Source organism: Serratia fonticola, from assembly GCF_001006005.1.
In the GTDB taxonomy this organism is placed as follows: Bacteria; Pseudomonadota; Gammaproteobacteria; order Enterobacterales; family Enterobacteriaceae; genus Chania; species Chania fonticola.
In genome coordinates this window covers 1,346,270-1,373,160 of the sequence record NZ_CP011254.1, presented here as the reverse complement: position 1 = coordinate 1,373,160, position 26,891 = coordinate 1,346,270, and the positions used below count along the sequence as shown (strand labels likewise).

Sequence of the window (26,891 nt, the reverse complement as noted above, 5' to 3'; positions counted from 1 at the left end):
GTATAATTAATGCGTGGTATGCCCATGGTTGCGGTGCTTGGTCACAAAACCGAGCAGCAGACACATCACAAACACCGCCAGATACAGGCCGTTGGCCGTAGTCAGCGCGGCATGGACTCCGCTGCTGGCAACGATCGGGCCGGTGACCACGAAGGTCAGCATGGTGCCGATGGTGCCGCAGGTCAGGATAAAGTTGACCAGCTTCGGTGAGGAAACCTTGGTTTGCTGCGAGCCGAGCGTGATCAGCGTGGTGTAGATCGCGCTGGAGACGAAGCCCAGAGCCATGATGTAGTAGCTCAGGTACTCAGGATTATCGGTGCTGATAAACAGGTACATGGCACCCGTTGCCAGCGCGGCCAGCACGGTGACGATGCGTTGCAGATCAAAGAAACGCAGCACGAAGCTGAACACCCACATACCGATCATGTAAGAAGTCCAGAAATTGCTGACCACCTTGCCCGCCTGGTCGATATTCATGCCGAAGGTTTTGGTGGCGTATTCCGGCACCCATTGGATAAAGCCCAACTGGCCAAGGATGTAGCACAGCGCAGCGATAGCCAGGAACAGCACGCCGACGCCCCATTTCTCTTTCACCACCGGCTCGCTGCTTTTCTCCCCTTTGTCACCCAGAACCGGGAACTCGGAACACAGCGTCAGCACGAAGATGGCCAGGTACAGCACCCCAATGCAGGCGTAAACCCAGTACCAGCCAATGCTACGCGCCAGCAGCATTGCGGCGATTATCGGGAAGATCATCCCGGCCATGCTGAAGAAGGAGTCGGTGAACAGCAGGCGTGAACCGCGTTGGCGGCCAGCATACATATGGGTGATCAGGAAGGTGCCGATCGACATGGTGATACCGCTGACCACGCCGAGCACAAACATGCACAGCGAGAACAGGGTCAGGCTTTTGCCCACCATCAGCCCGGCGATGGCCAGCAGCATCAGGATAAAGCCAAAGATCAGCTGACGTTTCAGCGGAATGATTTCCATCAACCAGGCATTAAGGAAGATTGAAATCAAAATACCCGCGTTAAGGAAGGTAAAGGTATTGCTCATGCTGGAAACTGGCAGATTGAAATACTCTGCGATGTTTCCCATCACCATCCCTGTGACGATCACTAATGCACCGGTCAGCGCATAAGAGAAGAAGCTGATCCAGGTTAGCCGGATGCGGTTGCTGTCATTCATGTATATAGGCCTGATTATCTTTGTTGTGGTTTATACCCGCGGGCTGTCAGGCTGTAACCTGAAATCCCTAGGGTTTAAAGCTGGCATAAGGCCGCAGGTTTTTCCTGGTAAAAACTGGAAAAGATCCCGATCAGGCCACCAGGAGGCGGATCCTAGCATAGACAACGGGAGTTTATGTGACGAGCATCGATTTTTTGATGCAAGGGATGAAAGGTTTTTAGATTTTTATGTGATCAACTACCGGGTGTGGCGATCGAATCGCGCTGGATGATGGTCGGCTCAAAGCTCACCGGTGCGGTCAGTGGATCTATCAGCAGACGAGCGGCATATTGCGCCATCTCGGTAATGGGGAAATGCACGCTGGTGAGCGCCGGGCGGACAAAAGGCGCTCGCTCGCCGCTGTCATAGCAGATCAATGAGATATCCTGCGGTACGCGCAGATGTCGTTCATTAATCGCCAGCAGGGCACCCATCGCCATTTCTTCGTTGCAGCAGTAGATCGCCGTAGGCAGCGCTTTGGCGCGCAGAAGCTGGTCAGCGCACTGGTAGCCGCTTTCCAGGTCATACACCCCTTCCGGGCAGCCTAGCGGTTGCAGATTGGCGGCCTGCATCGCATTGAGGAACCCTTGCAATCGCTGTTGGCTGGAGGCTCGCTGGGCTGGGCCGCTGATACAGGCAATGCGCCGATGGCCCACGTCGATCAACTGCTGGGTAGCAAGCTGGCTGGCGTAAACGTGATCGAAGGTGACACAGCGATCTTCCAGGCCAGGGACCAGGCGGTCCAGTAGCACAAAGGAGCGCTGTTCGGCAGCCAACTGGCGTAGCCGATCGTCGCTGAGGCAGCGCACGTGCAGGATCACGCCGTCGCAACGCAGGCTGAACAGGCGTTGGATCGCCAGCAGTTCATTTTCCGCACTGTTACGGCCTTGGGTCACCAGCAGCTGTTTACCGTTGGACTCGGCTTCGGTTTGGACGAAATCCATCAGGGCGCCAAAGAAGCCCCCTCGGTATGAGGTGGTGACCAGGCCCAAGGTGTTACTTTGGCTGGACGCCAACGCCCTGGCTGCCGGGTTGGGGGTATAGCCCAGTTCGGCCACTGCCCGTTTGACCTTCTCGCGGGTGAGCGCTTTGACCTTGTTATCGCCGTTGACCACTCGTGACACAGTCGCGCGGGATACGCCCGCTATCGCTGCGACATCTTCCAGTGTCACCATGTTACTGCTCCTGATTAGGGGCTTATCCCCCATTTGATCAGATTACAGGAGATAAGTGGGTCCGGCGAGCCGAACCCAATGTTGATGGTTATGCGTTAAACTGCGGCAAATAGGCTTTATTCACCTCCAGCACTTCTTCCAGCAGCGGCTGGGCAATTTGGGCGTTGGCGACCAGAGGATTGGTGACCAGTGCCAGCAGCCCACTGCGGCGATCGCCATGCACGGCGGCTTCGATCGTCAGGCGTTCATAGGCTTTAACCTGCTGGGTCAGCGCATGCATCGAATCCGGCAGTTGGCCAAACGTCAGTGGATGGGCGCCCTGAGCATCGACGATACAGTTGGTTTCTATCACAGCATCGTCTGGCAAACCGCGAATAGCGCCACGGTTTGCGGTATTGACCACTAATTGCGTGCCGAGATTGTTGTGAATGGCCCTGATCAGCTCCAGCGCCACTTCGGAATAGAACGAACCGCCACGGAAACTGAGCTGCTCAGGTTTGCTGTCGAGATGTGGGTCTGCATACAGCTCGAACAACTCCTTCTCTACTTTCATCACCTGTTCGGCACGGGTACCGCGTTCGGCTGCGGCGGCAATCTCTTCCGCCAGCATCTCTTTGGTCTGATAGAAGTAGCGGTGGTAAGGGCAGGGGATCGCCCCAACGGCGCGCAGGAATTCCGGCGGCCAAGGTTCTTCCTTGATGTTGTTCATGGTCAGCGCGGCACCGTCACACAGCATGTCGATCACTTTGCCGGTCACGTCCTTGCCGTTTTGCAGCACCTGGTGGACCCACACCATGTGGTTCAACCCGGCAAATTGCAGCTGTACCTCGGCGTAAGGGGCCTTCAGCATATTGGCGATCATGTGATGCATGCTGATCGGCACGTTACACAGGCCGATAATTTTCGCCTTGGTATAACGCGAAACGGCTTCGGTCACGATACCGGCCGGGTTGGTAAAGTTGATGATCCAGGCATCGGGTGCCAGCTGTTCAACCTTGCGGGCGATATTCAGCATCACCGGGATGGTGCGCAACGCCTTGGCAAAACCGCCAACGCCGGTAGTTTCCTGGCCGATCAGTTGGTATTTCAGGCCTAGGCGTTCGTCGGCTGCTCTGGCAGGCAACTGACCCACGCGGAACTGGGTGAGGACGAAACTGGCACCGCGAATGGCCTCGTCCAGGTTGAAATGCACGCTGACCTTTACCTGCTCCAGGCCGTTACGGGCCAGCATACGCTGGGTTAATGCGGCAATGATCTCGACCTTCTCCCGGCCAGGCTCAACGTCCACCAACGCCAGTTCGGTCACCGGCAACTCTTCAATTCGCAGGATCAGGCCTTCCACCAGTTCCGGCGTGTAGCTGCTACCGCCGCCAATAATGGCAATTTTTAATGCGCTCATGAGCGGGCCTCCAATTGTACCTGACGGCGATAAAGTTCGATCATGTCATCGGCCAGATCCTGAATGACCATGGCGTTCATCAAGTGATCCTGCGCGTGTACGGTGATCAGGGTGATGGCCAGTTTGCCGCAGCCTTCGTCCATGCCGATCAGCTGGGTCTGAATGCGATGCGCCTGCTTCACCGCCTGCTTGGATTCGGCCATATGCTCGGCGGAACCGGTGAAATCACCGGCACGGGCCTGTTGCAAAGCCATCAGCGCGCTGCTGCGGGCGCTACCGGCAAATACCAGCAGCTCCATAATGGTGCTTTCAAAATCCTGGCTGACTTCAGCCATCAGTTCAGTCACGTTATCTCTCCTGTTACTGTGCGGCGGCGGCGTTGCTGGCTTCGCGTTCAGCCTCGGCTTGCTCGTGTTCCTGCGCCAATAGTTGTTTTTCATACACTTTGAAGAACGGCAGCCAGATCGCCAGGTCTATCACCATCAGCACCAGCACCAATACGGCGGCACGGATATCCCAGGAGGCGGAGATCATCGCTCCCAGCGGTGCCGGAGCGGTCCAGGGGGCCATCGCCACCATTTTCTCCACCATGTCCCAGTGCAGGGCGAAATAAGCCAGAGTGGCGTTAACCATCGGCACCACAATCAACGGGATAAACAGCGTTGGGTTCATCACCACCGGTGAACCAAACAGCAGCGGTTCATTGATATTGAAGGCCGCCGGGACCACGCTAAGCTTGCCGATGGTGCGCAGATGAATGGAGCGGCTGCGTAGATAAAGGAAGGCCAACACCAGCGTGGAGCCAGAGCCGCCGATACAGACATAGAAAGACCAGAATGGCGCGGTCAGCGTTTGGGTCATGGCTGCACCGTTGGCGACCAGCGCGGCGTTAGTGGCCAGGTTAGCCATAAAGATTGGGTTCAGCAGGCCGGTCACGATGTTGTCGCCGTGAATACCGGCAAACCACAGCAGGTTGGCAATCAGCACCGCCAAAAGGATGGCTGGTAGCGTATCGCCAACGGAAATCAGCGGCTGGAACACCTGCATAATCGCGGCGGGTAGCAGCAGTTGGAATTCGCTCTGCATCAGGAGGCTGACGGGGTAGACCGTCAACAGAATGCCCACCACCGGGTACAGCAGTTCAAACGAACGGGCAATGGCAGGAGGAACCTGTTCCGGCATGCGAATGGTGATGTTGTACTTTTTCAGCAGGCGGATCAGTTCGACCGACCAAATGGCGCAGATCAGGGCAGTGAATACCCCCTGGCCACCTAGAAAATCGAGGGACATCTTGTTGTCGACCTGTGGCGCAGAAGCCAGCAGGAATGCCATCAGCGACAGCAGCGCCGCGGTCAGGGCGTCCATTTTGTAGTGTTTTGCCAGACTGTAGGCGGTACCAATAGAGACAAATACGCTCATCAACCCCATGGTCATAAAGAACGGCATGGTGATGGTGTCCCAGTGCTTCTTGGCGAACCCTAGCCAGGCTTGCCCAAAGCTGGAGGTAGTGGTCGCGTCAAACGGCGGGTTGGCGACGATCAGCATGATACTGCCGACGATCAAAAACGGCATGGCGCTGATAAAACCGTCACGAATGGCAATAATATGGCGCTGGCTACCGATCCGGCCAGCCAGTGGCGCGATATGGCTTTCGACCACGCGCATCAGGGAAGCGTATAGGCTCATGGGGTTCTCCGCGGCGTCAGGCGATCAGGCTGAGGGCTTGGTCTAATACCTTGTCACCGCGCAGGGTGCCGTAATCCATCATGTCGATGACGGCAACCTGCAGGCCATGTGGCCCGGCAAGCTGGCTGAAGCGGGCCAGTTCGTACTTCACCTGTGGCCCCAACAGCACCACGCTGGCGGTTGGCAGCTCGGCTTCAAAATCCGCAGCCGGTACCGCCACAATCTCCACGGCCAGTTCGCGCTTTTGCGCTTCGGTTTGCATGCGTTTGACCAGCATGCTGGTAGACATCCCCGCGGCACAGCACAGCACTATCTTCTTCATCATTGCTCTCCAGTATTATTATGGTTATCAGCGCAAATGAGAGCGCTCTCATTTGTTTAGCCTAGCTGGATTGCAGATCCAAACCGGGATTTGTGTCGCAAAAACCGCTGAAGGGCGAAAATGGGCAAATAATGCGTGATCGGCTTGGCAAAAATCAGTACGGGGATCATACTGTCGGCAGGAAAAAACCGGGCGCACTCAGAAACGTCCGGCAATTGAGTAAATATAGGTAAATGGCTGGCGCTGCCGGGCGCAGCTCTTTAGAATCAAAGCGCTTTCCGTTGTTTGTATCTCAAAGAAAGGACCCGTTCATGTTCAAACGTACTTTAGTGACCTTCGTTGCGCTGTGTTCCCTGACAGCCATGGCACCCGCCGCATTAGCCGCCGGTGAAACCCACGTCATGCTGACCACCTCGGCAGGGAATATCGAATTGGCGCTCGACAGTCAGAAGGCACCGGTCTCAACCAAGAACTTCATTGACTACGTGAACAGCGGTTACTACAACAACACCGTTTTCCACCGCGTGATCCCTGGTTTCATGGTTCAGGGCGGCGGTTTTACTGCGGATATGCAGCAGAAAACCACCAATGCACCGATCAAGAACGAAGCCGACAACGGCCTGCGTAACCTGCGTGGCACCATTTCCATGGCGCGTACCGCCGATAAAGACAGCGCCACCAGCCAGTTCTTCCTGAACGTGGCAGACAATGCGTTCCTCGATCATGGCCAGCGTGATTTTGGCTACGCGGTGTTTGGCAAGATCGTTAAAGGGATGGACGTGGTAGATAAAATCTCCCAGGTACCCACCGGCAACGTCGGTCCTTACCAGAATGTCCCGAGCAAACCTATCGTGATCCTGTCGGCCAAAGTGCTGCCATAAATCACCCAAGCCGGTCTCTAGCTGGGGGCCGGCCTGCTTTTCCCTCCTGAATGTTTGCCTGCATCACTGTTTTTTTCGATCCCACGTGATTTAATTGCCCGCTTTTATACCCTATGGATTTCAAGTTGCAGCTAGGCGACAAACTTACTCATCCCCAGGAGCTTACTTTTGGGTAAGTGACTGGGGTGAGTAAGTGCAGGTAACAACGCTGCAGCTTGAAAGACGACGGGAATATAACCAGACCGGATACCCGGCACTTTTTTGATCGCTCCGTTGTTCAGGATGAGCCGTTTTTTATGTACGAATTTAACCAGGTGTTACTGCTGCTACAGCAGATGTGCGTGTACCTCGTCATTGCCTATCTGCTGAGCAAGACGCCGCTGTTTATTCCGCTGATGCAGGTGACCATCCGTCTGCCGCACAAGCTGCTGTGCTACGTCATTTTCTCGGTGTTCTGCATTATGGGCACCTACTTTGGCCTGCATATTCAGGACTCCATCGCCAATACCCGCGCCATCGGCGCCGTGTTGGGCGGGCTGCTGGGTGGGCCTTCCGTTGGTTTTCTGGTTGGCCTGACGGGTGGCCTGCATCGTTATACGCTGGGGGGCATGACAGACGTCGCCTGTGCGATCTCCACGGTGGCTGAAGGGCTGGTTGGCGGCATAGTGCACAGTATTGCCATGCGGCGCGGGCGTATCGATCTGCTGTTCAACCCGCTGTTTGTCGCCGGGATTGCGCTGGTGGCAGAAGTGCTGCAAATGGCGATTATCCTGATCGTTGCGCGTCCGTTCCCCGAAGCGGTGCTGCTGGTGGAGCATATCGTCCTGCCGATGCTGATCGCCAATACCGTCGGCGCCGCCATGTTTATGCAGATCTTGCTCGATCGGCGGGCGATGTTTGAGAAATACACCAGTGCCTTCTCCTCCAAGGCGTTGAAGATTGCCGAACGTACCGAGGGTATTCTGCGCCAGGGGTTTGACCAGGAAAACAGCATGAAGGTGGCGCGAGTGGTCTATCAGGAGCTGGGCATCGGCGCCGTGGCGATCACCGATCGTGACAAGCTGCTGGCTTTTATCGGCATTGGTGACGACCACCATCTGCCGGGTACTCCGATCTCCTCGGTCCACTCCCATCGCGCCATCGATAACAACGAGGTGGTGTATGCCGACGGCAATGAGCTTTCTTACTGCTGCTCCATCAACGGCAATTGCAAACTAGGTTCGACACTGGTGATCCCACTGCGCGGAGAAAACCAGCGAGTGATTGGCACCATCAAACTGTATGAACCCAAGACCAAGCTGTTTAGTACCATCAACCGCACGCTGGGGGAAGGGATTGCCAGCCTGCTGTCGGCGCAAATCATGGCCGGGCAATATGAGCGCCATAAACAGCTGTTGGCCCAGTCGGAAATCAAACTGCTGCATGCGCAGGTGAACCCGCATTTCCTGTTCAACGCCCTGAATACGCTGGTGGCGGTGATCCGCCGTGATGGCGACCGTGCCTGCGAACTGGTGCAGTATCTGTCGACCTTTTTCCGCAAAAACCTCAAGCGTTCCGACGATGAGGTGAGCCTGGCGGACGAGATCGAACATGTGAACGCCTATCTGCAGATCGAAAAGGCCCGTTTTGCCGATCGGCTGGAGATCACCGTTTCGCTGCCGGAAGAGTTGCTGGCAGTGCGTTTACCGGCGTTCTCGCTGCAGCCTATTGTGGAAAATGCCATCAAGCACGGCACTTCGCATCTGTTGGGGATTGGCCGTGTCGATATTGGTGCCCGCCTGGAAGGCGATCACTTGCTGTTGCAGGTAACGGATAATGCCGGGCTGTTCCGTCAACAAACCGGTGGCAGCGGGTTGGGGATGAACCTGGTCGATCGGCGTATCCGCGTGCGCTATGGTGAAGATTATGGCGTGCAGGTCACCTGCGAACCTGAAGCCTATACTTGCATCACCCTTAACGTTCCCTTGGCGAGGGCTGCTTGATGTTGAACGTACTGATTGTTGATGACGAGCCCTTTGCCCGCGATAACTTGCGCCACTTGCTGGAAGAGGAAGAGGGCATCACCATTATTGGTGAATGCGCCAATGCCATTGAGGCCATCAGCCAAATTCACCGTTTGCAGCCGGACGTGGTGTTCCTGGACATCCAGATGCCGCGTATCAGCGGATTGGAAATGGTTGGCATGCTCGATCCGAACCGTATGCCCTACATCGTGTTTCTGACGGCCTATGACGAATACGCGGTGCAGGCCTTCGAGCAGCATGCGTTTGATTACCTGCTGAAACCGGCGGAGCCGACTCGGCTGAATAAAACCCTGCAGCGCCTGCATCAGCGTCGTGCTCCGCAGAATATTGCGGCGTTGGATGAAAGCGCGGGCTACCTGAAATACATCCCCTGCACCGGCCACAGCCGGATTTACCTGCTGCGTTTCGACGAGGTGATTGCCATCCGCTCACGCTCGACCGGGGTGTATGTGGTACGCAATGACGGCATGGAGTGTTTCACTGAACTGACGCTGCGCACGTTGGAAAGCCGCACGCCATTGGTGCGCTGCCACCGGCAATATCTGGTGAACCTTGAGCAGGTCAAAGAGATCCGTTTTGAAGAAAGTGGCACGGCGGAAATGATTATGTCGGTGGGGGAGCCGGTACCGGTCAGCCGCCGCTATCTCAAATCGCTGAAAGAAGAGCTGGGCTTACGCGGATAACATTATTGCTTAGGCGCTGTATGCATGCTGGGCAAATTCAAAACCCATTCAGCAATATTGCCGTTATTTCATCAATCTGAGGGCACCTTAACGGTGCCTTTTTTGTTTGTCCTTGACGGGTTTACGTCGCGCTTATAGCCTTGATTACATCAACGGGCGCATTCGCGCCGTACTGGGTCATAGGAACAGCAAATGAGCGAAGCACGGATTATTGCCAAAGCGATGAAAGACGGGAAACCGGTGCAGGATCTGGTCATTTTACCCGCCCTGGCCAACCGCCATGGGTTGATCACCGGGGCGACCGGTACGGGTAAGACCGTCACCCTGCAAAAGATGGCGGAACAGTTCTCGCGCATTGGCATTCCGGTCTTCCTGGCGGACGTTAAAGGCGATCTGTCGGGTATTGCGGCCGAAGGGGTTCCCTCCGAGAAGTTGCAGGCGCGGCTGGCGGCGATTGGCGTTACCGACTGGCAGCCTCAAGCCTGTTCGATGATCCCTTGGGATATTTTTGGCGAAAAGGGCCATCCCATCCGTGCCACCATTTCCGATCTTGGCCCGCTGCTGCTTGGCCGCCTGCTGGATCTGAATGAGGTGCAAAGCGGTGTGCTGCAGTTGGTGTTCAAGATCGCCGATGACAACGCCTTACTGCTGTTGGATATGAAAGACCTGCGGGCGATGGTGCAGTACGTCGGGGATAACGCCAAACAGTTCCAAACTCAGTACGGCAACATTTCTTCGGCCTCGGTCGGGGCGATACAGCGTGGTTTGCTAACACTGGAACAGCAGGGTGCCAATCAGTTCTTTGGCGAGCCGATGTTGGATATCAACGATCTGATGAGAACCGATGCCAATGGGCACGGCATCATCAACCTGCTGGCGGCGGATAAGCTGATTAACCAGCCGAAGCTGTATGCGGTGTTTTTGCTGTGGCTACTGGCGGAGCTGTTTGAGCATTTGCCGGAAGTAGGCGATCCGGAACAGCCAAAGCTGGTATTTTTCTTCGACGAAGCCCATCTGCTGTTTAACGATGCGCCACCGGCATTGCTGACCAAAATTGAACAGGTGGTTCGCCTGATCCGTTCCAAAGGCGTGGGCATCTACTTTGTCACCCAGAACCCGCTGGATATCCCGGACAGTGTCCTGGGGCAGTTGGGTAACCGTGTCCAGCACGCGCTGCGGGCCTTTACACCACGCGATCAGAAAGCGGTGAAGGCGGCGGCACAAACCATGCGCGCCAATCCAGAATTTGATGCGGAAACGGCAATCACCGAATTGGGCGTGGGCGAGGCACTAGTCTCCTTCCTGGATGAGAAAGGGCGGCCGAACGTGGTGGAGCGTGCGATGGTGATCGCACCGGAATCGAAAATGGGCATGCTGGGGGCGGAAGGGATGAACAGCGCCATCAATAAATCTCCGCTCTATGGCCGTTATGAAGATATGGTGGATCGTGAATCTGCCTATGAAAAACTGGCCGCAGGCGGTTTTGCCACTGTGGGTACGCCACAGCCTGGGCAACCGGCTCAGAAACCGGCCGCAGGGCAGGAAAGTGGTGGTGGCTTGATGGGCGGCTTGAACGAGATCCTGTTTGGTTCCACGGGGCCACGCGGCGGTAAACACGACGGCATCGTACAGACCGCCGCCAAGAGCATGGCTCGCGATCTGGGCCGCCAGATCCTGCGCGGCGTTTTAGGCTCGATCATGGGTGGCCGTAAGAAGTAGGTCTGTGAATTCTAACGTTGGGGCGCTGCATGCAGCGCCTACTTAGACAGGTCTATGCTTAATGATGCTTGTAAGGTAGGCCCCGATATAGACCCGATATTCCTCATCCATATTATGAGGCAGGGCAAGGGGGCTAAAAAAGCTAAGCTCCTCACTTTCATCATCATTAATGACAATCTCTCCACGGCCATCTTTTAACTCTGCGGAGTATACGGCGGTGATAACATTAATTTGGTCTTCGTTGGCCAGCGTGAACGTATACTCATCCCCAGAGAAAACCGCAACGAACTGCATGTCAGAAAAAATCACCCCACACTCTTCATAGGTTTCGCGAATGGCGCACTGCAAGAGTGACTCCCCAGGTTCAAGCAAGCCGCCAGGCAACCCATAGCTACCATCACGGCGCAGCTGAAGAAGAATGCAGCCATCATCACGCGTTATGACAACATTGGCACCTGCCAGCAACAGCAAATCGTGGCCTATTTTCTTTCTTATGGTTTCAACGTAATTCATGACGATTGTTACCTATGGCACCGGGTTGAGTGTCCTTGTCGCTTCGGGCTGATGACAAAGTGGCAATGTTGCTGAATGTGCAGGATCGAACATTAACCCACTGATTATCTGAACGGGCTACATCGCGAGCCGGAGTAGGGTATTCTCTTTTTTACTGATTTAAAGTGCTTTAAGTCAGAAAATTAGCCTGTGCTCCACACCGCTATGGGCGTTAAACTCCAGCAAGGCCTGTGTCATCGGCCCAAATCAATATCTGCCGTAACGAGCCTTAATCACGAAGTTAATTTAAACATGCTGCTGCTGATCGATAACTACGACTCTTTTACCTACAACCTCTATCAGTACTTCTGCGAACTGGGTGCAGAAGTGCTGGTGAAGCGTAACGATGAACTGCAACTGGCCGATATTGAGCGGCTGGCACCGCAGCATCTGGTGATCTCCCCTGGCCCCTGTACGCCGAACGAGGCGGGCATCTCGCTGGCCGCAATTCGCCATTTTGCCGGTAAGTTGCCGATCCTTGGGGTCTGCCTCGGTCATCAGGCATTGGGCCAGGCATTTGGTGCCGACGTGGTTCGTGCCCGGGAGGTGATGCACGGCAAAACCTCTGCCATCCGCCATCATAATCTCGGCGTGTTCAAGGGATTGAATAATCCGCTGACCGTCACCCGCTACCACTCGCTGATCCTGGACGCTGCGACGTTGCCGGATTGCTTTGAGGTGACCGCCTGGAGCGAACGTGACGGCGAACGGGATGAGATCATGGGGATCCGCCATAGGACGCTGGCGCTGGAAGGCGTGCAGTTCCACCCTGAGAGCATTCTCAGCGAGCAAGGGCACCAACTGCTGGGTAATTTCCTTGGAAGTTAGCCGTTAGTGGCTTTTTAAGCTTGCCCTTGGTTGGTTTTTTATGCATATTTTGTGATTATATTTTCACTTGATAGTTAGCCGCCTGGAGCCAGTAATGACCGAAAAAACCGCAGTCACCCGCAGCACCTTTGATCAGGTTATCCTGCCTGTTTATGCACCCGCCCAGTTTGTGCCGGTGAAGGGTAAGGGGAGCCGCGTATGGGATCAGCAGGGGAAAGAGTATATCGACTTCTCTGGTGGTATCGCGGTGACTGCGTTGGGGCACTGCCATCCGGCACTGGTTGAGGCTTTAAAGCAGCAGGGCGAAACCTTATGGCATACCAGCAACGTGTTCACCAATGAGCCCGCGCTGCGCCTGGCCAGCAAATTGATCGCTGCCACCTTCGCCGACCGGGTGTTTTTCGCCAATTCCGGTGCGGAGGCTAACGAAGCGGCTTTCAAGCTCGCTCGTCATTACGCCATCACCCGTCATAGCCCGTATAAGACCAAGATTATCGCGTTTAATAACGCTTTCCATGGCCGTACGCTGTTCACCGTTTCCGTGGGTGGACAGCCAAAATATTCCGACGGTTTTGGGCCGAAACCGGCCGATATCGTACATGTGCCCTTCAACGATCTGGCCGCAGTGAAAGCGGTGATGGACGATCACACCTGTGCGGTAGTGATGGAGCCTATCCAGGGCGAAGGGGGTATTACCGCCGCCGATCCTGTCTTCCTCAAGGGCGTACGTGAACTCTGCGACCAACATCAGGCGCTGCTGGTCTTTGATGAAGTGCAAAGCGGTATGGGCCGCAGCGGCAAGCTGTTTACCTATATGCATTACGGCATTACGCCAGACATCCTCACCACCGCCAAAGCGCTGGGCGGCGGTTTCCCGGTGAGTGCGATGCTGACTACCGAAGAGATCGCCTCGGTGATGCAGGTTGGCACTCACGGTACTACCTACGGCGGCAACCCACTGGCCTGTGCAGTGGCAGAGGCAGCGTTGGACGTGATCAACACGCCAGAGGTACTAAGCGGGATTGAGCAGCGTCGTGGGCTGTTTGTTCAGGCTTTGCAGGAGATCGGTAAGAAATACGATGTGTTCAGCGATATTCGTGGCATGGGGCTGTTGATTGGCGCGGAACTGAAAGCGGGCTATCACGGCAAAGCGCGCGATTTTCTCACTGCAGCTGCCGCCCGCGGTTTGATGATCCTCAACGCTGGGCCAAACGTGATCCGTTTTGCCCCTTCGTTAGTGGTTGAGCTGAAGGATATCGACGAAGGCATGGCGCTGTTCGAATTGGCCGTACAGGATGTGATTAACGGCTAATCAAGTCTGCGGGGCTGCGGTCCCGCTAACCTCAGCTTTCCCGCAGTTTGCGCTTCAGCCAGATCCCATGGTGTGGGCGCTGGCGCCACGCCAGTGACGAGATGGTATGCATCACGGTCAGGTGAGAAAGGATCCGCCGCAGGTGGCGTTCCATCTCGGTGACCGGCATGTCCGGATGCAGGTCCGGCGGCTGCATGATGCTGTTGCTGGTACTCGGGCCGTCATATTCCAACCGCTGCTGGCAGCTCTGCAAGGCGATTTCACAGGTCTGCAGATACTCCTGAGCCAGCTTTGGCGTCAGCATATAGTGCTCGCGCGCCAGAATGGTCATCGCATTCAGGTGTTCAACAATAAACTGGTTATGGGTGATCCACAGCCGCATATCTGCCAGATAATTCGATTCAAACCCCGGTTCCTGCATCGCCTGATTGAGCGAGGTAAACAGGGCATTATGCGCCTGATTGACCTGCATACGCGTGTAGGCCAGTTCGCTGGGGTCCGGTTCCTGTTCTTCCAACAATAAGCGCAGTGCTGTCTGATCGTGCTCCAGAGCCTGATGGGCGTTTTTACGCAGCAGGCCACTCTGCCACTGCGGCCATAGCCAGATCGTGCCGCCAAACACCAGTACGCAGCCGATAAGGGTATCAATCAGGCGTGGAACCAGGAAATGGGTACCGTTCAGCGCCAAGAGCTGCAAAGTATAGACGGCGGTCACGGTGAAGCCCATCACCGCCAACCCGTAGTTTTTCCGCAAGATCAGATAGGCCGCCAGGGTGATCGCCAACATGATGCTCAGCGTCACGTTCTCCGGCATCTGTAGTTGTAACAGCCCGGCGGCAATTACCAACCCGGCCAACGTGCCGAGGGCACGGTGCTGGATCCTCACCCGCGTGGCGTTATAGCCGTTTTGGCTGACCAGCATGATGGTCAGCAAGATCCAATAGGGTTTTGGCAGGTTGAACAGCATGCCCAGGCTGCTGCCTGCCGCAAGAATGACCCCCAGCCTGGCGGCGTTGCGCAGGGCGTTGGATTTAAACGACAGATAGCTCACCACCGCAGGCCAAAACGGCAACCGTGACTGGTTGGCCATCAGATTGCGGCGGTACAGTGGGTGCTGGGTACGCAGCAGGCGCGCGATGCGGCTGAAGTGGTAATAGCAGAACTGGCCAACCGGGTTATCGGCGTGCTGTGAGGCTACTTTTTCCAGCGCCGCCAGCTCATTCTTCATACTGAAACGCGCAGAGTGCCGATGATAGAGAATATCGTCGGCCACCACCCGCAGGCGCGTGGCGATCACCTGGGCGTTGCGGCGGATAATCGCTTCGGCCTGGCTTTGCTCCACCAGTTTTTGCACTTCTTCCGGCAGATGCAGGCTGACGGTGATGTGCTCCTGCAAATCGAGCGCCACCTGAAACGTACGTTGCAGGCGCTTTTGCTCCAGGTTATTGGCATGGGGCAGGAAATTCAGCTGTTGGTATAGCAGACTGATCAGATCCATTACTTTCTGCTGGCGTTGCAACAGCGGCGGCAGGGCAGTTTCTGGATCGGTATGCTGCGTCAGTAATGAGTATTTGGCTTCAAAATAGTCGGCCAGCTGCATATACAACTGGCTTAGGGATTCGCGCATCGGCTGCTCTTTCCACAGCTTGAACCAGGCCCAGGTAAACAGCCCGTACCAGGCGGTGCCGACGATATACAGTAAAGGGGCGTGCCAGATTGGCACGGTACCTACCATGCTGAGGGAAAAGATGGCGGCAACCAGTGCGGCTGGCAGCAGGCGTGCATGCAGCGGGCTGATTTCTCCGCTGACGCCGAGCAACAGCGCCATTCCCAGCATCAGCAAGGGTAGTGGTAGATCCCACAGTAGGGCTTGTTGCAGCAGAAGGCTGCTGAGTGCGAACAGGGAGCCGCCTACAACCAGGCGTTTGAAAAAGCGTTTGTGTGGCGTATCCAGCCCGGCAATGTTGCAGCAGGCGGGCACCAACGAGAACAGCATGCCGAGTTGCAGGTTGCCAATCAACAAACCAAACGCCACCGGCAGGCACAACACCAGCGTTTGCCGCAGTGCGTAGTTGACTTCCGGGTGGTAGATCAGGCGGCGCCACATGGTTGGCTATTCAGTAGGTAAAGAAACGGCGCATTGCTGCACCGTTTCCCTGGGGATTAACGCGTACCGTACACGACAATGGTTTTGCCGTGCGCGGAGATCAGGTTTTGATCTTCGAGCATTTTCAAAATACGACCGACGGTTTCACGTGAGCAACCGACGATTTGGCCAATTTCCTGGCGGGTGATTTTGATCTGCATACCGTCTGGGTGAGTCATGGCATCAGGTTGTTTTGCCAGGTTCAGCAAGGTCTGTGCAATGCGGCCGGTAACGTCAAGGAAGGCGAGGTTACCCACTTTCTCTGAGGTGACTTGCAGGCGGTTAGCCATCTGTGCGGACAGGCGCATCAGGATATCCGGGTTAACCTGGATCAGTTGGCGGAATTTCTTGTAGGAAATTTCAGCCACTTCACAGGCAGTTTTGGCCCGTACCCAGGCGCTACGCTCCTGGCCTTCTTCAAATAATCCAAGCTCGCCGATGAAATCCCCCTGGTTAAGGTAGGACAGGATCATCTCTTTGCCTTCTTCATCTTTAATCAGCACCGCAACGGAGCCTTTGACGATGTAGTAAAGCGTTTCGGCCTTTTCACCTTGGTGAATCAGCGTACTCTTCGATGGATATTTGTGGATATGGCAATGAGACAGGAACCATTCGAGAGTCGGGTCTGTTTGCGGTTTGCCGAGAACCATTCGCTGTTATCCTCTGTTGTTATCGCTGCCTTGTATCACAGGGGTCAGAGTTCCCTGTAAAACGTGCTTATAGCCCGGTGTTTTAATTGTGGCTATCAACAGGTTTTGAGGCGTGTTATAGAAATACGCTTGTGCTCTAGCATATTAACTTGCAGGGAGAGCTGCAAGCTACATTCTGTTAACAAACCAATATAGGGGCCTTTCCTTGGACGTATCCCTGAAATCGGTGACCTGGAAAGAGTTATTGCGGCTCTGTTTGTAGCACAGAGTGAGGCGGGTGTCTTGTGTTGTCTCGCTTCAGCATGATTAGCATCAGGTTACGTTGCCAGAATGTATGCGAAAGCGTACCCTGTTTTTAAGAAATTAACCGGAGTGTGTAACATGCAGGCAAGAGTTAAGTGGGTAGAAGGACTGACATTCCTGGGTGAGTCTGCGTCCGGCCACCAGGTTTTGATGGATGGCAACGCGGGCGATAAAGCGCCAAGCCCGATGGAAATGGTGTTGATGTCCGTCGGCGGCTGTAGCGCCATCGATGTGGTGTCGATCCTGCAAAAAGGGCGTAACGATGTGCGTGACTGCGAGGTAAAACTGACCTCCGAGCGTCGTGAAGAAGCGCCACGTCTGTTTACCCATATCAATCTGCATTTTATTGTCACCGGCAAAGGGCTGACCGATAAGATTGTAGAGCGCGCGGTGGATCTTTCCGCCGAGAAATACTGCTCCGTCTCCTTGATGTTGGGTAAAGCCGCCAGCATCACCCACAGCTTCGAAATCCGCGAAGTGGCCTGATCCTACCAAGGGTAGCGCAGGCAGTGGGCACGCAATAAATCAAGAAATCGCCGTGCCGTCACGGTTAGCGGCGATTTCTGTGAATACAGCACGCAGTATTGAGCCTGCGGCAGCGTGTCGATAGGCAATGCCACCAGCCGATGCTGCAAATGGAACGGTGCACTCATCGCCCGCGCCACGATAGTCAAATAATCCGCCTCCAACACCATATTCAAGCCACAGGTCACCGAGTCCGAGCGAATGGGCGAACGACTCAATTGCTGATAGAAGGTGCCTAACACCGCGCGCAACTGCTGGTAATACCCCATATCGGTTTCCGGTAATAACCACTTGGCCTCACGCAGCTCGTCCAGCGAGGTGGCCTGCGCCAGTGGGTGCCCCTGGCGTGCGATAATGCAAAAAGAGGCGTTGAACAGCGGTTCACGCACCAGATCCTCCAGAGGCAGTTCCGGGCTGACGGTACCCACGGCAAAATCCAGGCGGCCTTCGCGCAATGCTGGCAGCAGCGTAGAAAGCTGCGCCTCGCGGATCAGGAGATTGGCCTGCGGAAACGGCTGTTTGAAGGCTTCGACCAGCTCCGGTAATACCGTGAGGGCGAGTAGCGAAGAGCAGCCGATGGCGACGTTGCCTTGTGAATGCTGATTCAACTGCTGGATCTCGTCGGCGGCGCGCTGCAATTCCTCCAGGATCAACTGCATTCGCAGGGCGAAGGCGCGGCCGGTTTCGGTCAGCGTCATTCCCTGACTGCTGCGATTGATCAACTGGGTTTCCAGGATCTGTTCCAGTTCACGGATGGTGCGGCTCACCGCCGGTTGAGATTGCTCCAGCGCGCGCGCCGCCCCGCGAATACTGCCACTGCGGATCACCTGCTGGAAGACTTTCAACTGCTGTAACTTCGGTAAATAGCGCATTCCCCACCCTATCAATAAAAAGCATCACCCCTTACAAAATTGTATCTTATGCCGCCCGGCAAAAGGCGATAATTTCAGCATGTTATTGTAAGTGACTGTTATTAAAACTATAAAGTGACCTGGATCACATTATTATACTACGCCCGCCACGCTGGTGGGCAGCCTGGGTGATAACTTAAAGGAATATCGGCGATGAAAAATCGTTCGCTAATGATTTTTTTGCTGTTTGTGGGCTATGTCGTGGTGTACATCGATAAAACCGTGATGGGTTTTGCGCTGTTACCTATCGAACGCGAGTTCAATCTACAGCCGGAACAGCTGGGCTACATTACCGGGATGTTTTTCCTGGCGTATTCCCTGTTCCAGATACCGGCGGGCTGGCTCAATGACCGCTTTGGTTTTAAGAAAGTGCTGTGCAGTTCGTTACTGCTGCTGGGGGGATTTGCCCTGTGCTTCGGCATTCTGGGGTTCGGCCTGGGCCTGCTGGTGACGTTCCGCTTCCTGTCGGGTATTGGCCACTCCGGCTATCCGTGTTCCTGTGCCAAGGCGGTAGTGGCGAATTTCCCACTGGAACAGCGCACCTTCGCGCAGTCCATTCTGCTGTCTTCCGCCGGGTTGGCGATGACCGTCGGTCCACTGGTCGCGGTCTACTGCCTGGATCACATCGGCTGGCGTGGGTCGTTCTCTGCACTTGGCCTGTTGGCATTCGTGATTGCCGCCTGCATCTTGTGGCTGGTTCCCAATCCGCCACAGGCAGCACCCGCCAAAGCTGGGGCAGCCGCTGCCAACTATAAGGCCCTGCTGAAAAACCCCATCGTGCTGCTGCTGTTTGTGGCGATTTTCTGTATCAACATCCCGTCGTACGGCCTGATGGCCTGGCTACCGAAATTTCTGGTACAGCAGCGCGGAATGCCGATTGACGTCTCCAGCATGGTGGTCGCCGCCGGTGGTCTGGGGATCTGGATCTCCTCACTCGGTACCGGCTGGCTGGTCGGGCGCTATCTGCAAGGGCGTGAGCCGTGGGTGATCTTCTTCAGTTCCCTGATCAGCGCCTTGTGCATCTGGCTGGTGTTTACCAGCGAATCGGCGCTGACGGCCAGCCTGTTCTTGTTCCTGGGCTATATCTTCCTGATGGCCTCGTTCGTCACGGTGTTTACTCTGCCGATGAAGCGCCTGCCTGCGGAAGTGATGGGGGCAGCGATGGGGCTGATAAACACCGGCGGCACTTTGGGTGGCTTTGTGGCCCCTATCGCCATGGGGTATTTGATCACCATCAGCCACAACTACATGACAACGTTTATCTTTTTGGCACTGGCTATGGTGGTTTCCGGGCTGGTGATCCTGCCATTGGCAGGTAAAGCGCGCCAACCGGCACTGAATCAAGGAGTATGAAAATGAACATTGAACAGCTGATTGCCGACGTGGAACAACAGGTATTGCAGTGGCGTCGCCACCTGCATGCCAATCCAGAGTTGTCATTTCAAGAGGCGCAGACGGCAGATTACATCGCTGCACAATTGGCCCACCTTGGCCCGTTGAAGATCTCACGCCCTACGCCAAATAGCGTAGTGGCCGAATTGCAGGGCGCTGCGCCGGGGCCGTGCTATGCATTGCGCGCCGATATCGACGCCTTGCCGATCCAGGAAGAAAGCGACGAACCTTTCTGCTCGACCCGGCCAGGGGTGATGCATGCCTGCGGCCATGATGCCCACAGCGCGATGTTGCTGGGTGCGGCCAGCGTGCTGTGTCAGTTGCAGGCGCAGCTGCAAGGCTCGGTGCGCTTTATCTTCCAGCATGCCGAAGAAGTGCCACCGGGCGGAGCCCAACAGCTGGTAGACCTGGGGGTTCTGGATGGCGTGAAGATGATCTTCGGCCTGCATGTCATGCCCAACTTCCCGACCGGTGAGGTGGGCATGAAGCAGGGCGTGTTCAGTGGCTCCAGCGATAACTTCGACATAGTGCTGCAGGGTAAGGGTGGACATGGCTCGATGCCGCATCTGTGTATCGATCCGGTGCCGATTGGTGCGGAGATCGTTAGCGCATTGCAGCAGATCGTGGCACGGAAGCTGGATCCGTTAAATGCTCCGGTGTTGACGGTGGCGACCTTCCAGGCAGGTGACAGCTATAACGTCATCCCTGACAGCGCACGGCTGGCGGGAACGCTACGCACTCATAATCAGGAAGTACGCGAGCGGGTACCGCTGCTGGTTGAGCAAACCGTCGCAGGGATCAGCCAGGCGCACGGTGCCAGCTACAAGGTTGACTGGACGCGTGGCTATACCATCGGCAATAACCATCCTGATGCCTGCGCTATTGCGCGCGAGGTGGTGGCCGAAGCCTTGGGGCCACAGGCGTTGCGGGAATTGACCAGCGCGATGTTTGGCAGTGAGGATTTCTCGTCCTATCAGGAGAAAGTGCCGGGGTGCTTCCTGTTTATCGGCAGCGGTAACGAGGCGATCGGTGCCACCTACGGCGTGCATAATCCCCGTTTTAAACTGGACGAGGCGGCGATGCAGATTGGGGTGAAACTGCACGTCGGCTTTATCCGCCATCTGTTGATGCGTTAACGACGGTGGGCGCGGTAATTGTCCGCGCCCGATAACTTATTCGATCTTTTTGCCTTCCATCAGCCGTTGCACCAGCGGTGCCATGATCAGCTCCATTGCCAGCCCCATCTTGCCACCCGGCACTACCAGCGTATTGATATGCGAGATAAACGATCCTTGCAGCATTGCCAGCAGGTAGGGGAAGTCGATCTGATCCAGGCCGCGGAAGTGGATCACCACCAAGCTTTCGTCCAGAGAGGGGATCGCCTTGGCGGCAAACGGGTTGGACGTATCTACCGTCGGGACGCGTTGGAAGTTGATATGGGTGCGTGAGAACTGTGGCGTGATGTAGCTGATGTAATCCTCCATCGAACGGACTACCGAGTCCATCACCGCCTCACGGGAATGGCCACGCTCGCCGGTATCGCGGATCAGCTTCTGGATCCACTCCAGGTTGACGATCGGCACCACGCCGACCAGCAGATCGACATGTTTGGCTACGTCAATCTGATCGGCCACTACGCCGCCGTGCAGCCCTTCGTAGAACAGGACATCCGTCGGGGCGGGCAGTGGCTCCCAAGGCGTGAAGGTGCCCGGTACCTGATTGTAAGGCACGGCCTCGTCGTAGGTATGCAGATATTTACGTGAGCGGCCGGTGCCGTTCTTGCCGTATTCGATAAAGCTCTGCTCCAGCAGGCCAAAGTCGTTGGCTTCCGGGCCGAAGTAGCTGATATGGCGGCCCATATCGCGGGCTTTACGGATTGCCGCATCCATTTCCGGCCGGGTGTAACGGTGGAAGCTGTCGCCTTCTAGCTGGGCGGCGCGCAGGTTTAGCTGCTGAAAAATCTTGCGGAACGCCAGGCTGGTGGTGGTGGTGCCGGCTCCGCTGGAACCGGTCACCGCGATAACGGGATGTTTGGCAGACATGATAGAGGGTCACTCCGTATTAAATGCGCAGGCTCAGAATAAGATTTTTAGTATGGCTGATGCCCTTTCGCCCAAGGCGAAATTGTGCGCGTTGGTTTGCAATACTGCATTGTTACCTGATTTTTTCCCTCAGTCATAGCATGCAATAAGACTAAATTTCCTCCTGCCCGGCGCGGATCTGCCCGCGAGGCATGATGTTGACGGTTTCATGTAGCTCTGACCACACCAGCACCACTTCGCCGCTTTTCAACTGGCGGCGCACGTCGTCGACCTTCTGTTCCAGCGAACGTTCGTGCTCGCCGTAGTCGGTTCCTTCGCGCAATACAAAGGATTCGATCAGGCTGTTGAGGGTCTCTTGTTCAATTTCTTGCCAGGGAATAATCACTTGGTGGATTCCAAAAAAGGAGAAAGCCAGGCTGGGATACGTTGCTCCAGCCACATTTGCGGTTTTTTCAAGGTGCCGCCGACAAAGCCGACGTGGCCACCGCACTCCGTCAGCTGATATTCGATATTAGGCGGCAGGCTGGCGAGGTCGGGGATCACCGCATCGGTCATAAAGGGATCGTCTTTAGCATGAATGATCAGCAGCGGTGTGGTGATCTGCGGCAACAGCGGCAGGGCGCTGCAGCGGCGATAGTAATCGACCGCGTCGCTGAAACCGTGAATGCGCGAGGTGATCACATCATCAAACTCGCGAATGCGCCGCAGCTTGTTCAGTTGCGACAAATCCAACGGCAAGGTGCCTGGGTAGTGCAGCAGCTTGCGGGTGGCATTTTGCTTGAGTTGGCCCAGCAGGTAGCGCTGATAAACGCGTGAGAATCCCTGTTCCATGCGGAGCGAGCAAGGTTCCAGCATCAGCGGGGCGGAAACGACCACTGCCGCCTGTAGCAGGCTGTCATTGCCCTGTTGGGCCAGATAATAGGCCAGCATATTGCCGCCCAGGGAAATCCCGACCGCCGCCGTTGGCACTTCGCCAAAGCTGTCACGCAGCCAGCGCAGGAAGAAGCGGGCATCTTCCGTTTCGCCGGAATGGTAGATGCGTTGCTTACGGTTGGGCACGCCGCTGCAACCACGGAAATGCATCACCACGCCCAACCAGCCTTGCTCGCGCCAGGCATTGAGCAGCCCATGTGCGTAAGGGCTGTAGAAATTACCCTCTAACCCATGGAACAGCACCACGCGAGGTTTATCGCGCGCCAGTTGCGGATCTTCACTCCAGGCCAGATCGACGAAATCGCCGTCCGGCAACTCCAGCCGTTGCCAATGAGGTTGCAGCAGTACGCGGCGGCGTACCAGCCGTGGCAGCAGGGTTTGCAGGTGTGGATTACTGGCCCCGGTCAGGGGGCGAAAGGATTCATACATAATGAATAAAATTCTTGTTGGCGGCTATTGTGTGATCCGAACCGCACTGTTAGCTTCAAACACATGTATTAGCAATCATACTGCAAAAAAAGTCATTTGGGTGAGGAGCACCCGCTTCATGGAACTGAGTTTATTTCTTTCGATGCTAGGCTTCCTGTGGGTGGCCGCGATCACCCCTGGCCCCAACAATATGTTGCTCACCACTTCAGGGGCCAATTTCGGCTTTATGCGTTCATTATGGCTGATGATCGGCATCATGCTGGGCATGCAAAGTATCTTGGTGTTGGTGGCATTTGGCGTGGGTGGGCTGATCCTGATTTATCCTTCTTTGCACCTGATCTTGAAAATCCTCGGCAGCCTTTATCTGTTGTGGCTGGCGTGGAAAGTGGCGACGGCGGCCTATGAAAAGCTGGAAACCGACGCGCCGCCACCGAAGCCGGTGCGTCTGTACCAAGGCTGGCTGTTGCAGTTCCTCAATCCCAAGGCCTGGCTGATGGCGCTGGGGGCGGTGGCGAGCTTTAGCCTGGCGGGGGACAAGTACAACCATTCCATTCTGGCTATCGCCTTCGGCATCTTTGCCGTCAATATCGTGGCTGGGATCATCTGGTTAGGTTTTGGTACGGTGATTGGTCGCCTGCTGCGCAGCAAGAAGGCCTGGATAATCTTTAACGTGTCGATGGGGCTGTTAACTGCCGCCTGTGTATTACTGATTTGGCATTGAGGGAAAGCTGATGAACGAAAACTATTTCCATGTGGATGCCTTTATCGGCGAGGGACTGCGGGGCAACCCGGCCGGTGTCTGCCTGCTGCAACAACCGCTGGAGGCGGCGCAGATGCAGGCCATCGCCAACGAGCTGAACCTGCCGGAAACCAGTTTTGTCTGGCAGGATGGTGATATGTACGCGATCCGCTGGTTCACGCCAACGCGGGAAGTGGATCTGTGCGGGCATGCTACTTTGGCCTCGGCGCACGTGCTGTTAAACGTGGTCAACCCGGGGTTGAGCGATATCCGTTTCCGTTCCGCCAGCGGTGAGCTGTATGTCAAACGCGATGCGGCCGACGGTGAACGGCTGATCCTGGATTTCCCTTCTCGCCCACCACAGAAAATTGCTGAACCGCCACAGTTGGCCGCTTTGCTCGGTGTGCAACCGCAGGAAGTGTGGCGAGCCCAGTCGCTGATGGCGGTATTGGCCGATGAGGCGCAGGTCAGGGCGGTGCAGCCTGCGATCGCCGAGCTGATCGACCACGTGGGTTGCGGCGTGATCGTCACGGCTCCGGGTGATGAGGTGGATTTTGTCTCGCGTTATTTCTCAATGGATCGCAGCGAAGATCCGGTCACCGGCTCTGCCCATTGCATACTGATGCCTTATTGGACGGCGCGTCTTGGCCGCCAGGAGTTACATGCAAAACAGCTGTCATCACGCGGCGGCGAGTTGTTCTGCGAGCAGCAAGGAGAACGTACGTTGCTGGGTGGTTATGCGCGCATCTTCTTGCGTGGCTCTCTTTTAGGTTGAACTCCGTTCCAGCAGTTGCCAATTCAGCACGTCGTGGCAAGGGGGCAACTGCTGGCCCTGAATTTTCTCCAGCAGCAACTGCACGCTACGCACGCCGAACTGATGCATGGGCTGTACGATGGTGGTCAGCGGCGGAGTGGTGATGCTGCCAAACGGCACACCGTCAAATCCCATCACTGCGATATCTTCTGGAATACGCAAGCCCTGCTGGTGCAAGGTACTCATCGCGCCCCCGGCAATCACATCTGAAATGGCAAATACCGCATCTGGCCGTGGTCCGTCGGTCAGCAAATCACTCATCGCCTTGGCTCCAGCGGAGTAATCCAGCCCTTCGACATATTCAACCCGGCAATAGTCCAGCCCCAACTCTGCCAACGCCTGCCGGTAGCCCTGTTCCCGCTGTTGTGAATACAGGTAACGCATATCACCATTGAGCAACGCGATCCGTTGGCGCCCTTTGGCTGCCAGGTGCTGTACACCGGCCATGGCGGCCTGGTGGTTATCGATGGTGACGGAGGAGGCGCGGAATTGGGTATCCCCTTCGCCGCATTGCACCCAGGGGAAATCACCGATCATGGCGGTCAGCCCTGGCAAACAGCTGATGGCATCCATGGTGATCACCCCGTCAACCACTTTGCCACTCAGCAGGCTGAGGTAGGCGGATTCACGGGTTGGATTAGATTCCGAGTTGCACAGCAGAATATGGTAACCGTGGCGTTCGGCTTCTTCTTCGATACCGCGTACTACCAGGGAGCAAAAGGGGTTGGTGATATTGGACACCAGCACCAGCAGCATCCCGCTGCGGGCAGTGCGCAGTTGGCGTGCGAGCAGGTTGGGTTGATAGTCACATGCGCGGATCGCCGCCAGGACCTTATCGCGAGTGGCTGGTTTGACGATCTGTTGGCCGTTCAACACCCGTGAGACGGTGGCCGCTGAGACGCCAGCGATTTTCGCCACCTTTGCTATCGACATGGTTTGCTTTTCCTTCTGCCTACTATATGGCAATGCACACTATGTAGAGGCTGTGTTGCTGTTAAACGGGCGCAGCATGCGGCGCCCCTACGGTCGTATATATCGACCTCGACACATTTAGCCTCATTGCCAATTTGGCATCAATCTGATCCCTACGGGCAATTTGTGACGCCGATTACAGATCTCTCTTCTCGACGCTTTTATCTAGCTTAATCGGGTTGCCGAAAAAAAGAAATCGATTACATTTTATTTATCAGCTAAATGTAATCGATTTCATTTTGGCTTTTGCCGCGAAATCCCGAAAGACCGACGCAATAGGAGGTGGCAGATGGAGATACAGCTTGAGCTAGCGCAGGCGCAGGATCGCAGTGAGATTGCCGCTCTGATCCATTGCTCAACCAATGCCTGGTATCAGCGCCACGGGCTGGGCGACATCTTCTCTGCCGGGCCAGAAAGTTGTGGCCTGTTTGTTGATGTTTACCAGCAGTTGGATCAGGGTCACCACTGGATTGCGCGCGATCAACAAGGGGCGATCTGTGGCTCCTGCTTTTTCCACCCGCGTGAAACTCATTTGGGGTTGGGCATCATGAATGTTCATCCCGATTATTTTGGCCGCAGAATTGCCAGCCGCTTGTTGGCCAAGGCCGACGAACTGGCGGGTGGCTTACCGGTCCGTTTGCTATCCAGCGCGTTGAACCTGGATTCCTATTCGCTTTACCAGCGCGGGGGATTTACCCCGTATGCCCTCTATCAGGATATGGCTATCCCGGTGCCGAGCCAGGGATTTGCTTACCCACGCCTGACTCGCGGCCAGGTACGGGCTGCCCGGCTCGACGATCTGCCCGCCATCCTGGAGCTGGAGCGCGAAATACTGGGCATCGAACGCCAGCGCGATATCGATTATTTCCTCAATGACGCCAGTGGACTGTGGCGGGTTGCCGTCTGGGAGTTGGACGATCGCATCGGCGGTTATCTGGCCTCGGTGGCGCATCCGGCCTCCCGTATGTTAGGGCCGGGGTGCTGCCATAGCGAAGAGATCGCCCTGGAGTTACTTGGCTGGATGCTGGATAGCCATCATCGCGGTACGACACCGGTGGTATTGGTACCCGCAGAGCGCTCCGCGCTTAGCCAGGTTTTGCTGCGCTGGGGAGGACGAATTTGTGAATTACATATCGCGCAGGTGAAAGGCCAGGCGCAACAACCCGGCGGCGTGGTGATGCCGTCCTTTTTGCCGGAAAGCGGTTAGCACCGGCGTCGTTGCTG

The 26,891-nt window shown here is 55.9% G+C and carries 26 protein-coding genes; 12 read left to right on the top strand and 14 right to left on the bottom strand.

Annotated features, from left to right (window positions below):
- Positions 1–6: 6 nt before the first annotated feature.
- From tsgA to WN53_RS06095, 6 genes are all read right to left on the bottom strand, one after another.
- The gene (gene tsgA, locus WN53_RS06120; RefSeq protein ID WP_024482728.1) at positions 7–1,191 is read right to left on the bottom strand and encodes an MFS transporter TsgA; all 1,185 of its coding nucleotides are present in this window, start codon (positions 1,189–1,191) and stop codon (positions 7–9) included.
- 233 nt (positions 1,192–1,424) lie between these two features.
- A complete protein-coding gene (locus tag WN53_RS06115) occupies positions 1,425–2,405 on the bottom strand; it encodes a LacI family DNA-binding transcriptional regulator (RefSeq protein ID WP_024482727.1) in 981 nt (326 codons plus the stop codon).
- Positions 2,406–2,493: 88 nt separating this feature from the next.
- On the bottom strand, positions 2,494–3,804 hold the full coding sequence (locus WN53_RS06110; RefSeq protein ID WP_024482726.1) for a 6-phospho-beta-glucosidase: 1,311 nt from the start codon (positions 3,802–3,804) through the stop codon (positions 2,494–2,496).
- Positions 3,801–4,139 carry a PTS lactose/cellobiose transporter subunit IIA gene (locus WN53_RS06105; protein ID WP_037411230.1) on the bottom strand — a complete coding sequence of 113 codons (339 nt, stop codon included), beginning with the start codon at positions 4,137–4,139 and terminating at the stop codon, positions 3,801–3,803. Before WN53_RS06105 ends, WN53_RS06110 begins: the two co-directional genes overlap by 4 nt.
- Before the next feature lie 25 nt (positions 4,140–4,164).
- Positions 4,165–5,490: a PTS sugar transporter subunit IIC gene (locus tag WN53_RS06100; protein WP_024482724.1), complete on the bottom strand. Its 1,326-nt coding sequence runs from the start codon at positions 5,488–5,490 to the stop codon at positions 4,165–4,167.
- A gap of 16 nt (positions 5,491–5,506) precedes the next feature.
- On the bottom strand, positions 5,507–5,812 hold the full coding sequence (locus WN53_RS06095) for a PTS sugar transporter subunit IIB (RefSeq protein ID WP_024482723.1): 306 nt from the start codon (positions 5,810–5,812) through the stop codon (positions 5,507–5,509).
- A gap of 311 nt (positions 5,813–6,123) precedes the next feature.
- Between WN53_RS06095 and ppiA the strand changes: the two genes are divergently transcribed.
- The 4 genes from ppiA to WN53_RS06075 all read left to right on the top strand — a co-directional run bounded on the left by ppiA (position 6,124) and on the right by WN53_RS06075 (position 11,119).
- Positions 6,124–6,693 carry a peptidylprolyl isomerase A gene (ppiA, locus tag WN53_RS06090; protein ID WP_021181682.1) on the top strand — a complete coding sequence of 190 codons (570 nt, stop codon included), beginning with the start codon at positions 6,124–6,126 and terminating at the stop codon, positions 6,691–6,693.
- A 296-nt stretch (positions 6,694–6,989) separates the two neighbouring features.
- Positions 6,990–8,675, top strand: coding sequence for a sensor histidine kinase (locus WN53_RS06085; RefSeq protein ID WP_024482722.1), 1,686 nt, complete (start codon positions 6,990–6,992; stop codon positions 8,673–8,675).
- On the top strand, positions 8,675–9,400 hold the full coding sequence (gene btsR / locus WN53_RS06080; protein ID WP_024482721.1) for a two-component system response regulator BtsR: 726 nt from the start codon (positions 8,675–8,677) through the stop codon (positions 9,398–9,400). The genes WN53_RS06085 and btsR overlap by 1 nt, the downstream gene beginning before the upstream one ends.
- Positions 9,401–9,592: 192 nt before the next feature.
- Complete coding sequence (locus WN53_RS06075; protein WP_024482720.1) at positions 9,593–11,119, top strand: helicase HerA-like C-terminal domain-containing protein; 1,527 nt, start codon at positions 9,593–9,595, stop codon at positions 11,117–11,119.
- A 42-nt stretch (positions 11,120–11,161) separates the two neighbouring features.
- Here the strand turns inward: WN53_RS06075 and WN53_RS06070 are convergent, their stop codons facing one another.
- Positions 11,162–11,632 (bottom strand): NUDIX hydrolase, encoded by a 471-nt coding sequence (locus WN53_RS06070; RefSeq protein ID WP_024482719.1) that lies wholly within the window; start codon positions 11,630–11,632, stop codon positions 11,162–11,164.
- A gap of 291 nt (positions 11,633–11,923) precedes the next feature.
- Between WN53_RS06070 and WN53_RS06065 the strand changes: the two genes are divergently transcribed.
- Together WN53_RS06065 and argD are read left to right on the top strand one after the other, a co-directional pair.
- Positions 11,924–12,499, top strand: coding sequence for an aminodeoxychorismate synthase component II (locus tag WN53_RS06065; RefSeq protein WP_024482718.1), 576 nt, complete (start codon positions 11,924–11,926; stop codon positions 12,497–12,499).
- Positions 12,500–12,593: 94 nt separating this feature from the next.
- Positions 12,594–13,811, top strand: a complete 1,218-nt coding sequence (gene argD / locus WN53_RS06060) for a bifunctional acetylornithine/succinyldiaminopimelate transaminase (RefSeq protein WP_024482717.1) — start codon at positions 12,594–12,596, stop codon at positions 13,809–13,811.
- Between the two features lie 31 nt (positions 13,812–13,842).
- Here the strand turns inward: argD and WN53_RS06055 are convergent, their stop codons facing one another.
- Positions 13,843–15,918: a YccS/YhfK family putative transporter gene (locus WN53_RS06055; protein WP_024482716.1), complete on the bottom strand. Its 2,076-nt coding sequence runs from the start codon at positions 15,916–15,918 to the stop codon at positions 13,843–13,845.
- Between the two features lie 56 nt (positions 15,919–15,974).
- Complete coding sequence (crp, locus tag WN53_RS06050; protein WP_005969523.1) at positions 15,975–16,607, bottom strand: cAMP-activated global transcriptional regulator CRP; 633 nt, start codon at positions 16,605–16,607, stop codon at positions 15,975–15,977.
- Between the two features lie 381 nt (positions 16,608–16,988).
- Here crp and WN53_RS06045 point away from each other — a divergent pair, with 381 nt between their 5' ends.
- Positions 16,989–17,396, top strand: a complete 408-nt coding sequence (locus tag WN53_RS06045) for an OsmC family protein (RefSeq protein WP_021181673.1) — start codon at positions 16,989–16,991, stop codon at positions 17,394–17,396.
- 2 nt (positions 17,397–17,398) lie between these two features.
- Here WN53_RS06045 and WN53_RS06040 read toward each other — a convergent pair whose 3' ends face one another.
- Positions 17,399–18,307 carry a LysR substrate-binding domain-containing protein gene (locus WN53_RS06040; protein ID WP_024482715.1) on the bottom strand — a complete coding sequence of 303 codons (909 nt, stop codon included), beginning with the start codon at positions 18,305–18,307 and terminating at the stop codon, positions 17,399–17,401.
- A 192-nt stretch (positions 18,308–18,499) separates the two neighbouring features.
- On the opposite strand from WN53_RS06040, the gene WN53_RS06035 reads away from it, so the two are divergent.
- Both WN53_RS06035 and WN53_RS06030 read left to right on the top strand, forming a co-directional pair.
- A complete protein-coding gene (locus tag WN53_RS06035; protein ID WP_024482714.1) occupies positions 18,500–19,699 on the top strand; it encodes an MFS transporter in 1,200 nt (399 codons plus the stop codon).
- On the top strand, positions 19,696–20,874 hold the full coding sequence (locus WN53_RS06030; protein ID WP_024482713.1) for an amidohydrolase: 1,179 nt from the start codon (positions 19,696–19,698) through the stop codon (positions 20,872–20,874). The genes WN53_RS06035 and WN53_RS06030 overlap by 4 nt, the downstream gene beginning before the upstream one ends.
- A gap of 36 nt (positions 20,875–20,910) precedes the next feature.
- On the opposite strand, the gene WN53_RS06025 is transcribed toward WN53_RS06030, so the two are convergent.
- From WN53_RS06025 to WN53_RS06015, 3 genes are all read right to left on the bottom strand, one after another.
- Positions 20,911–21,780 (bottom strand): phosphoribulokinase, encoded by an 870-nt coding sequence (locus WN53_RS06025; protein ID WP_021808045.1) that lies wholly within the window; start codon positions 21,778–21,780, stop codon positions 20,911–20,913.
- Between the two features lie 151 nt (positions 21,781–21,931).
- Positions 21,932–22,165 carry a YheU family protein gene (locus WN53_RS06020; protein ID WP_021808044.1) on the bottom strand — a complete coding sequence of 78 codons (234 nt, stop codon included), beginning with the start codon at positions 22,163–22,165 and terminating at the stop codon, positions 21,932–21,934.
- A complete protein-coding gene (locus tag WN53_RS06015; protein ID WP_024482712.1) occupies positions 22,162–23,142 on the bottom strand; it encodes a hydrolase in 981 nt (326 codons plus the stop codon). Before WN53_RS06015 ends, WN53_RS06020 begins: the two co-directional genes overlap by 4 nt.
- 118 nt (positions 23,143–23,260) lie before the next feature.
- Here WN53_RS06015 and WN53_RS06010 point away from each other — a divergent pair, with 118 nt between their 5' ends.
- Together WN53_RS06010 and WN53_RS06005 are read left to right on the top strand one after the other, a co-directional pair.
- The gene (locus WN53_RS06010) at positions 23,261–23,863 is read left to right on the top strand and encodes a LysE family translocator (protein ID WP_021808042.1); all 603 of its coding nucleotides are present in this window, start codon (positions 23,261–23,263) and stop codon (positions 23,861–23,863) included.
- Positions 23,864–23,873: 10 nt separating this feature from the next.
- The gene (locus WN53_RS06005; protein ID WP_024482711.1) at positions 23,874–24,656 is read left to right on the top strand and encodes a PhzF family phenazine biosynthesis protein; all 783 of its coding nucleotides are present in this window, start codon (positions 23,874–23,876) and stop codon (positions 24,654–24,656) included.
- On the opposite strand, the gene WN53_RS06000 is transcribed toward WN53_RS06005, so the two are convergent.
- On the bottom strand, positions 24,648–25,628 hold the full coding sequence (locus WN53_RS06000) for a LacI family DNA-binding transcriptional regulator (RefSeq protein WP_024482710.1): 981 nt from the start codon (positions 25,626–25,628) through the stop codon (positions 24,648–24,650). The two genes, WN53_RS06005 and WN53_RS06000, sit on opposite strands and share 9 nt — an antisense overlap.
- Positions 25,629–25,956: 328 nt before the next feature.
- On the opposite strand from WN53_RS06000, the gene WN53_RS05995 reads away from it, so the two are divergent.
- Entirely contained in the window at positions 25,957–26,874 is a 918-nt protein-coding gene (locus WN53_RS05995) for a GNAT family N-acetyltransferase (protein ID WP_024482709.1), read from the top strand.
- Positions 26,875–26,891 lie beyond the last annotated feature (17 nt).